Origin of the sequence: Rhizobium sp. PRIMUS64 (assembly GCF_023006465.1) — a bacterium.
Classification (GTDB): Bacteria; Pseudomonadota; Alphaproteobacteria; order Rhizobiales; family Rhizobiaceae; genus Rhizobium; species Rhizobium leguminosarum.
The window spans coordinates 1-9,065 of record NZ_JALBGX010000203.1 but is presented as its reverse complement, the minus strand read 5'-3'; the positions used below and the strand labels follow the sequence as shown (position 1 = coordinate 9,065).

Below are 9,065 nucleotides of genomic sequence, written 5' to 3'. Positions count from 1 at the left end.
GGCGCATCGTTGCGCAGCGCCACCCGCTTTAGCGCGCCAAGCGCATCTCCCACTGCCAGCGCCCGCGCCGCCGCCGTGATCAGCGAGTCCATTCAAATCCCGTCACACTTGTCACTCCCACCATTTCCCCACCTGGCCTTAGATTTGTCGTCGACCGGCAAGCAAGCCTGCGCCGGATGCTACGACGAGAGACAGGCAAAGGAGAAGACCATGACGGCACAGCTGAACGCAACACGCCAGCAGTGGCTGGCAGCAAGGCTCGATCTACTCGAGGAGGAGAAGGAACTGACCCGGCAGAGCGACGCGCTGGCGATGAAGCGGCAGCAATTACCGCGTGTGAAGATCGACAAGCAATACCGCTTCGACACCGACGACGGCAACATCTCGCTGAAAGACCTCTTCGGCGGCCGCTCGCAGCTTCTCGTCTATCACTTCATGTTCGGACCGGATTATACCGCGGGATGCCCGTCCTGCTCGTCGATCGCCGATGGCTTCAACGGCTTCTTCGTTCACCTGGAGAGCCACGATGTCGCCTTTTGGGCGGTCTCCCGCGCGCCGTTGGCAAAGCTCGAAGCATTCAAGCGACGGATGGACTGGAGCTTTCCCTGGGCGTCGTCCTTTGGCAGCGACTTCAACGGCGATTTCAGCGTCTGGTTCTCCGCCGAGCAGCAGCACCAGGGCGAAGTAGACTATAATTACCGCCGCGAACCGCCCGCCCCCCAACCGCTCGCCGCAAGGACTGTCCAGGAGCGGCAGCCCCGCGACAGCGAGGCGCCGATCACTCAGATCGCCGCCATGACCGGCACCGATGTCCCCACCTATACCCGCGACCGGCCGGGTGTCAGCGCCTTCGAGCTCATCGACGGTGCCGTCTACCATAGCTATTCCAGCTATGCGCGCGGGCTGGACGGGTTGTGGGGCATGTATCAATGGCTCGACCGCGCTCCCAAGGGCCGCAATGAAACCGGCATCTGGTGGCGCTACCACGACCGGTACGGCAAGGAGTGACGCCGATGCTGCTCTCCGCCCACACTCCAAGAAGAGGCGACGGCAACGTCGCTCTCAACGCCGCCGAGTGGCTCTCGCTGGCTGCCGCCGCGGATGGATCAGCTGGTAAGCCGAGCGGTGGCATGGCTAGCCCAGGCAGCCGGATCACCAGCCGCGTCGCCGATTGGCTGTCGCTCGCAGCCGCTCCGACATTCGCGATCATGGCGGTGCTGACAGCCACGACCGGCAGCGCCGACATGATCTGCATGACGACGCCGGATGCCTTCCCGATCGGCGGAATGGTGCTGATGTACCTGCTGATGAGCGGCTTCCACTTGGCACCCTGGCTGCGGCTCGCCGCCGGCTGGCGGAACATAAGCCCCCGATAACGCTCTGCGACGACGACACTCCCTCTTCTCCCCAGCGCGGAGAAGAGGGAGCAAGCCGCACTCCCGCTCAGTCGCGCCGGGCTTTACCTCCTACCAAAGCGCTCAAGTTCATGCCCTCACCTCGATAAAGTCGATCGGCCCGCCGGCAATCTCGTCGTCGAAGACCGCGCAGGAAAGTTTGCCACCGAAGACGCAGCCGCTGTCGATGTTGGTGCGGTTTCCTGTCGTCACTGGGTTGGACAGCGACGGTGTATGGCCGTGGACCAGGTGCTTGCCCCAATAGTTGCTGGACTCACCGGGAGGGAACCGTAGCCAGAGAAGATCGTGCTCGCTCTGCTGCTCCAGCGGAAATGCTGGATCGACGCCCGCATGGACGAAGATGCGATATCGATCAATGTGCATGAAGGGAAGATCGGCCGCCCATTGCAGATGCTGGGGCAGAACTCTGCCGCCATAGGACATTTCGGTTTCAAGTCCGCCGATGCCGATGCCGATCCACACGTCTCTGCTGTCGCTATCGGCATAGGCAGCGACCATCAGGTCCTCATGATTGCCTTTCAGGCAGATCCATCGCCACGGGTCCGATGGACCGGCGATGATCCGGTCGAGGACGCTTTTGCTGTCAGGCCCGCGATCGACATAGTCGCCAAGGAAGACGACCGTCCCTTCAGACGCATAGGCCTCGACCCGATCGATCATCCTGTTCAGCGGATCGATACAGCCGTGGATATCACCTATGGCGAACGTGTAGCGCATGTTTCATTTTTAGCGCCTGTCGGGGGTCAGGTGAAGTCCGGATCGCCGCGGCGGATCTCAATACTGCCGACAGAAAATCCGACTCATTTCCTGGCACTTACGGCGATTGCCTCGCCTTTGGCTTGAGTTCGCATATTGATCGGCGCGTCGGCCATCTGGGATGCCGATCCGCGGATGGGTACGGCATTGCTAACCAGCCCTCTTCAACAACTGGCTGGCCAGCTCGATGCAATCAACCGGCCAATATAGTTCAGGCCTTGGATGCGCGACCTTTGGGCCACACCCATCCGGTTACGATTGTCTTCCGGGCCGAAACTGTGCGATGACCGGTCGAACCCAGATACAACGGATCAAGGTGCGGCATCGGTATGAAGAAGATCGGTTTTCTCTCGTTCGGGCACTGGACGCCCTCGCCCCAATCGCAGACGCGCTCGGCCGGCGATGCGTTGCTGCAGTCGATCGACCTTGCCGTCGCGGCCGAGGAGCTCGGTGCTGACGGGGCGTATTTCCGCGTGCACCACTTCGCCCGACAGCTGGCAGCACCCTTCCCGCTGCTATCAGCCGTCAGCGCGAGAACCAGCCGCATCGAGATCGGCACTGCCGTCATCGACATGCGCTACGAAAACCCGCTCTACATGGCCGAAGATGCCGGTGCGGCCGACCTCATCGCCGGCGGCCGTCTGCAGCTCGGCATCAGCCGCGGTTCGCCCGAACAGGTGATCGATGGCTGGCGCCATTTCGGCTATGCCCCGCCCGAAGGCCAGAGCGAGGCCGACATGGCCCGCCACCATGCCGAAGTCTTCCTCGAAGTGTTGCGCGGCGAAGGTTTTGCCAAGCCGAACCCGCGGCCAATGTTTCCGAACCCGCCTGGCCTGCTGCGCCTCGAGCCGCATTCCGAGGGCCTGCGTGAACGGATCTGGTGGGGCGCCAGCTCCAATGCCACCGCCGTGTGGGCAGCCAAGCTCGGTATGAACCTGCAGAGCTCGACGCTGAAGGACGATGAGACGGGAGAGCCCTTCCACGTCCAGCAGGCCGACCAGATCCGGGTATACCGCGAGGCCTGGAAAGAAGCCGGCCACACGCGCCAGCCTCGCGTCTCGGTCAGCCGCAGCATCTTCGCGCTGGTCGACGATCGCGACCGCGCCTATTTCGGCTACGGCAACGACGGTGAGGACAACATCGGCTTCATCGACGAGAAGACCCGGGCGATCTTCGGTCGCAGCTATGCCGCCGAACCCGATGCCCTGATCAAGCAGCTCGCCGAGGACGAGGCAATCGCCGAAGCCGACACGCTGCTGCTCACCGTCCCCAACCAGCTGGGCGTCGAATACAACGCTCATGTCATCGAAGCCATCCTGACCCACGTCGCGCCTGCGATGGGTTGGCGCTGACGCTCCGGCCACAGCTGCCGGACTCTCAAACTCGCGGATACCTCGCGCGGAACTCGCGAGGGCTGCAGCCTTCACGTTCGTGAAAAACACGCGAAAAATAAAACGGATCGTCCAGGCCGATCATGGCGGCCACCGTTTCGATCTTTTCGTCGGTGGTTGCCAATAGCTGTTTGGCATGATCCATGCGCGCCCGAAGCTGAAATGCCTTGGGAGGCAATCCGGTTTCGAGCGTGAACCGCCTGCGCAGCGTGGCCGGCGACATGCCGTGCTCGGCGGCAAAGGCTGCGAGGTCCAACGGTTGCATCGCCCTCCGCCGTAGCGTTTCCACGATTTTCGCCATGTCGGGCCTTTCCTGGCGTCGATCGGCCGCGCCACTTGCCTGTCTGGCGGCTGATATGACGATGCGATGCAGCATCAATGCCGCCGATGCCTGCCCGAGATTGGTATCGTCAAGCAGATCGGCATGAAGCTTGCCGAACAGCCGGACCACCTCATCGAGATGATGTAAAGCCACGACGGGATGTCGCTCGGAGATGATCCTCAGCCTCACGAAGTCCCGCGTGAAAGATCCTTCGAAAAGCGCCCAGCGCTCGTCCCAGCCGCCTTCGTCGGGGCCATAGGAATGCACCCGGTTGGGAAACAGCCAGAACAATGCAGGTCCGGTCAGGCTCAGCCGGCCGCTGGCGGCGGTTTCCAGCCAGCCCTGCCCGCGCTCTACCAGGACGACGGCGAAACTCGGCAGTTTTCGCTCCCTCACCGCGCGGCGGGCCTGCTGCCTGCCGCTGCCGGCGACAGCAAGTCCGCCGGCAGCGGCAGGCGGCGTTCTATAGATGGCTTCGGTGTTTCTCATGATGAGCGAAAAGTCCAGGTATGAATTTCCTCTATGTCGGTTGGCCAGCCGGATCAGGTAATTGACGACAAACCAACTCAAGCGACGGAGGAGTGAAATGTCAATTGCTGCGGAGGTCATGCAGATCCAAAAGCCGGAATTTTCCCTTGCCGCCCATGGCAAGACCCTGCCTGCGGAGCGAACGGGCTGGCTCACGCCGACCGATCCCGCCATCGGCGTCGACGCCATCCGCCGCCGCTACCAGGACGATGGCTATGTCTGGCTGAAAAGCCTTCTGCCGAAGGCTGGCGTGATCGACTTCCGCCGCTGGGTCTTCGAACATCTCGCCGAAACCGGACTGGTCGAGCCCGGCAGCGATTTTTCCCTTGGCATTGCGTCTGCCGGTGGCTTCGACAGGAGCCTGGCGGACCGGCGCCTGATGTCGCTCGTCCGCTCAGCCGCCTATGAAGGCTTCTGTGCGCAACCGCCGCTCACCCGCTTCATGGACGATTTCCTGCAGGGCATTTCTTATCTGCATAAGCGCAAGCTCATGCGTTTCATCCAGCCGGGATCGCCGACTGCCACGCCCGCCCACTATGATCTCGTCTATCTCCGCGGCGGCACCAGCCGCCTGGTGACGGCCTGGATTCCAATCGGCGACATCCCCACCGAGATGGGCGGCTTGGTTTACCTCGAAGGCTCGCACGCGCTGGGCGTCAAAATGGAAGCCGAGTTCCAGGCCGCAAGCGGCGATCTTTCTCCGGAAGAGCGGATCAATGCCTATAACAGCCACATGGCGGAAGGCGGCTGGGTCTCGAAGGATCTCCCGGATATGGCGAAGCGCTTCGACACTCGCTGGCTCGCGGCCGATTATGAGGCCGGTGACGTGGTGCTCCATTCTCCCTACATGATCCACGCCTCGACCATCAATCAGGACCGCAGCCGGCGGCTGCGCCTTTCCACCGACATAAGATATCAGAATGTCGACGACGAGATCGACGTCCGATGGAACAACCACTGGAGCCTCGGCGACATGCTGTAGCCCGGCTTTCCAGTGCCCATCTTTGACCTGCTATCCGGTTGATTGGCGAAGGGACGTCTACATAGAAGCGAAGCGTGGGGACCTTACTGCCGCGATGGGCGTTGATGGTCCGGGCCTTGAACGATCCCATGACTGCCCGACTTATTGATGTAGCCGAACCGCTCGAGTTGCCTCATGCCGCGTACGAACCTGAACGATATCCTGATCTTCATGGCCGTCGTCGATGCGGGGAGCTTTATCGCCGGCGGCCAAGCCATGGGCTTGTCCCGGTCGGCAGCTGGCAAGGCCGTCATCCGCCTGGAAGACCGGCTCGGCGCGCGCCTGCTCAACCGCACGACGAGGACGCTGAGCCTGACCGACGAAGGCCGGATGTTCTACGAGCGCGGGCTGCAGATCCTTGCATCGGTCGACGAGGCGGAGGCGAGCGTGGCAGGGCAGAACAGCACGCCGCGAGGCGTTCTCAGGCTCACCGTTCCCGATGCCTTCGGGCGGCTCGTCATGCTGCCCCTGCTCGAAAAATATCTTCGGGCCTGGCCCGACATCCAGGTCGAAGTGAGCTTCACCAATCGCCCGGCCGACATCGTCGAGGACGGCTTCGATCTGGCAATCCGGATCGGCGCGACGGCGACGGACACCGGCCTGATCGCGCGCACGGTCGCCAGATACAAGGCGCGGCTCTGCGCCTCGCCGTCTTACCTCGCAGAGCGCGGGGAGCCGGGCGATATCGACGATATCACGGCCCACGACTGCCTGATCTTTGCCAGCCGCAATCAAAGGCAGGGCTGGCGCTTTCGCGGGGAAGGCGGTCCCTGGGTCAAAGCGCAAGGGCGCAGCCGTCTGCGGCTCGACAGCGCAGAGGCGATCCGCGACGCCGCCCTGGCGGGACTGGGGATTGCCCTCCTTCCCGATTTTCTCGTCGCCGATGATCTCGTCGCCGGGCGCCTCCGGCAGGTCCTGCCTGGCCTCGAAACTGACGACGCAAAGATCGTCGCTCTCTATCCCGACAAGCGCCTGCTGGAACCGCGTGTCCGCCGCTTCATCGATCTGATGGTCGAGGAGCTTGGGCACCAGGGCCAGGCGCGCAACCGCGACGCTAGCTCTGGGTGATAGGCTTGTCGAAGCCGCGGAAGCTCTTCAGCGCCAGGGGAAAGAGCGTTGCCGCGAGATAGGTGAGCCCGGTGAGCGAGAGTGCTGCGGCAAGGCCGATCATGCTGATCAGTGCGCCGCCGACGAGGCCGCCGAAGGGGATGAGCGCGAAGCAGAGGGCGGCGTTCATCGCGGTGACACGGCCGGTCAGCGGCTTGGGGATGCGCTCGAAGATCACCGCCGACAGGATCGGATTGAGGAAGCCCGAGGCAAATCCCGCGATTGTCAGGGTGAGGAAGATGAGGGAGAGCGGCGCATCCAGCGCAATAACGAGAAAGCGCGGAAATCCGGTCAGCAGGAAGGCCACGGTATAAACCATCAGGCGCGGTATCCGCTCGCCGATCGCAGCGGCAATCGCAGCACCCGCGATCGAGGCGCCGGTGAAGGCCGAAAACATCGCCCCCAGCAATTCCGGGCCATGGCCTGAGCTCTGCGTCCAGACGGGCAGCAGCACCGCGTGATAGGCCTGGTCCAGCAGGTTGGTGGTCGCCACCATGATGACGATGCTGACGAGTACCGCGTCGCCGCGCAGAAAGCGCCAGCCTTCCCTGAGATCGCCGAGATAGGAAGACATCCCGCCCGGCCGGGCCTCGGGCGCGTCGCGTAGCTCAGACATACTCCTGAGCCGGGGGATGCCCACTCCAACGATCAGCGCCGCGGCAGCGAAGGTAATGGCATTGACGACGAGCGCCTGGCCCGGGCCGATCAAGCCGATCAGCGCTCCGGCACCCGCAGCACCCGCCGTTGAGGCCAGCCGCTCGATGGCGCCGACGACGCCGGTCACCCGCTCGATCGGCACGGCCGCCAATTCGGCAATATCCGGCACCATCGCCTGTTTGGCAGCATCGGATGGACCGCGCAGCACACCCATGGCAAAGACAACAGGCAGCAGCAGGGGCATACCAAGCAGGTCGAGCCAGTCTAGCAGCGGCACCAGCATCACCACGGCCACCGACGCGGTGTCGCAGACGACAGCGATGCGCTTCGGGCCGACGCGGTCGATCAGCGGCCCGCTGAGCGCCTTGGCGGCGACATAGGGCAGCATCTCCATCATCGCCGTCAGCCCGGTTAAAACGGGGCTGCCCGTCGTGCTCAGTACCAGCCAGGGAATAGCGATGGTCGACAGCCGGGTGCCGGAAAGCGAAAGCGTCTCGGCCGCGGCAAGCGCCAGGAATGGCCCACCCCTCCTCATGACCCATCATCCCCCTCGCGATGCGGGAGCCGGCCCGGATAGGGAAAGGCGTGCAGCATGATCGAGAAAGGAACCATATCCAGGGGTGCGAGCTCTCCCAAAGGCGGCGCCACCCGCATCGCTTCGAGAATGATATCGGTCAGCCGCCTGGTCAGGGCTTCGGCCTGTTCCGCCGTCATCGGGATGATGATGTCGCTGGCCGTACTCGCCTTGCGCCATTCCGCCGGCAGCTCGGCATATTCCTCCAGCGCCTGCTGCATCTGGCCGACCTGCAGAGAGAGTATCGCCTGGTTGAAGGCGAGATCGAGATCCAGCCCTTCGCCCTCAACCTCGCTTGCCGGCACCGAGGTGAGCTCGTGGCTGGCGCGCCACCAGCGGTCGCGCCGCGAAGCATGCGGCGCTTCCTCGATGAAGCCGTACTGGGCGAGCTGACGCAGGTGATAGCTGGTCGCGCCGCTATTCAGCCCGAGCCGCGCCGCCAGCTGCGTCGCGGTGGCGGGGCCATCGACCCGCAGCATGCCGAGCATGCGTAGCCGGACAGGATGCGTCAGCGCCTTCAGCGCGGTTGGATCGGGCACGACACGGCTGAGGGTGCGGGGTGCGGTGACGGATTGAGCAGGCTGCGGGCGCGGATTTTTCATGCCGGAAGCCTACTATTGCAAAGATATCTTTGCAAAGCTTTCTTTGCATAAATGCAAGTGCCCTGTCCGCAGCTCAATCCTCAGGCAGGGTGAAGACCGCGCAAGGGTCGGCGATGCCACGCAAGCTGTGCTCTCCGAGCGGCATCAGTGCCGTCGCCGTATTCGCCGCAACCGCGCCCGAGATCAGCACGCTTCGGCCGAGCGGCTTACACAGCCCTTCCAGCCGGCTGACCAGATTGACGGCGGGGCCGATGGCGGTAAAGTCCAACCGGTCGGCAGCACCAATATTGCCCCACAGGATCTCGCCGAAATGCAATGCTGCGCCGAAGGGCAGCGGCGCCAGCCCCTGCGCCTGGCGCACCTGATCGAGATGGGCCATGCCAGCGCGGCTGGCGGCGACCGCGCGCAGTGCTCCCTCGCAGGCCTCGCAGTCCCCTCGGGCGGCGTCGCCCTCGCTCGACGTGGCCGTGACCGGAAAGATCGCCAGCACGCCGTCGCCGATGAACTTCAGCACCTCGCCCCCGAAGGCATGCACGGCGCCTGCGACACGGTCGAACCAGGCGTCTAGTGCAGTGATCATCACGTGAGGCTCTGTCACCTCGGAGAGCGCGGTAAAGTCGCGCAGATCGGCGCAGAGAAGGGCTGCGCGGATGGTCTCGCCGGTGCCGCGGGCAAGGGCGCCGGCCTGCACC

General features: G+C 63.8%; 10 protein-coding genes. 5 read left to right on the top strand and 5 right to left on the bottom strand.

The genetic code is table 11. The annotated features are described in order from the left end of the window. The first annotated feature begins 210 nt into the window (after positions 1–210). Together MOV76_RS37015 and MOV76_RS37010 are read left to right on the top strand one after the other, a co-directional pair. Positions 211–1,008 (top strand): DUF899 family protein, encoded by a 798-nt coding sequence (locus MOV76_RS37015; RefSeq protein ID WP_247266418.1) that lies wholly within the window; start codon positions 211–213, stop codon positions 1,006–1,008. Between the two features lie 5 nt (positions 1,009–1,013). After that, positions 1,014–1,376: a hypothetical protein gene (locus tag MOV76_RS37010; protein WP_247266417.1), complete on the top strand. Its 363-nt coding sequence runs from the start codon at positions 1,014–1,016 to the stop codon at positions 1,374–1,376. A 108-nt stretch (positions 1,377–1,484) separates the two neighbouring features. Here MOV76_RS37010 and MOV76_RS37005 read toward each other — a convergent pair whose 3' ends face one another. Further along, positions 1,485–2,132 (bottom strand): metallophosphoesterase family protein, encoded by a 648-nt coding sequence (locus tag MOV76_RS37005; RefSeq protein ID WP_247266416.1) that lies wholly within the window; start codon positions 2,130–2,132, stop codon positions 1,485–1,487. 368 nt (positions 2,133–2,500) lie between these two features. Between MOV76_RS37005 and MOV76_RS37000 the strand changes: the two genes are divergently transcribed. Continuing rightward, positions 2,501–3,523, top strand: coding sequence for an LLM class flavin-dependent oxidoreductase (locus MOV76_RS37000; RefSeq protein WP_247266415.1), 1,023 nt, complete (start codon positions 2,501–2,503; stop codon positions 3,521–3,523). A gap of 25 nt (positions 3,524–3,548) precedes the next feature. On the opposite strand, the gene MOV76_RS36995 is transcribed toward MOV76_RS37000, so the two are convergent. After that, positions 3,549–4,373, bottom strand: coding sequence for an AraC family transcriptional regulator (locus MOV76_RS36995; RefSeq protein ID WP_247266414.1), 825 nt, complete (start codon positions 4,371–4,373; stop codon positions 3,549–3,551). Positions 4,374–4,470: 97 nt separating this feature from the next. Between MOV76_RS36995 and MOV76_RS36990 the strand changes: the two genes are divergently transcribed. Continuing rightward, positions 4,471–5,394: a phytanoyl-CoA dioxygenase family protein gene (locus MOV76_RS36990; RefSeq protein ID WP_247266413.1), complete on the top strand. Its 924-nt coding sequence runs from the start codon at positions 4,471–4,473 to the stop codon at positions 5,392–5,394. A 174-nt stretch (positions 5,395–5,568) separates the two neighbouring features. Then, complete coding sequence (locus tag MOV76_RS36985) at positions 5,569–6,501, top strand: LysR family transcriptional regulator (protein WP_247266412.1); 933 nt, start codon at positions 5,569–5,571, stop codon at positions 6,499–6,501. Here the strand turns inward: MOV76_RS36985 and MOV76_RS36980 are convergent. From MOV76_RS36980 to MOV76_RS36970, 3 genes are all read right to left on the bottom strand, one after another. Then, positions 6,488–7,732: an MFS transporter gene (locus tag MOV76_RS36980; protein WP_247266411.1), complete on the bottom strand. Its 1,245-nt coding sequence runs from the start codon at positions 7,730–7,732 to the stop codon at positions 6,488–6,490. The two genes, MOV76_RS36985 and MOV76_RS36980, sit on opposite strands and share 14 nt — an antisense overlap. Beyond that, complete coding sequence (locus MOV76_RS36975; protein ID WP_018446331.1) at positions 7,729–8,373, bottom strand: helix-turn-helix domain-containing protein; 645 nt, start codon at positions 8,371–8,373, stop codon at positions 7,729–7,731. The genes MOV76_RS36980 and MOV76_RS36975 overlap by 4 nt, the downstream gene beginning before the upstream one ends. A gap of 73 nt (positions 8,374–8,446) precedes the next feature. Beyond that, positions 8,447–9,065 (bottom strand): adenylate/guanylate cyclase domain-containing protein (locus MOV76_RS36970; protein WP_247266410.1); only part of this gene is annotated, 619 nt, incomplete at its 5' end.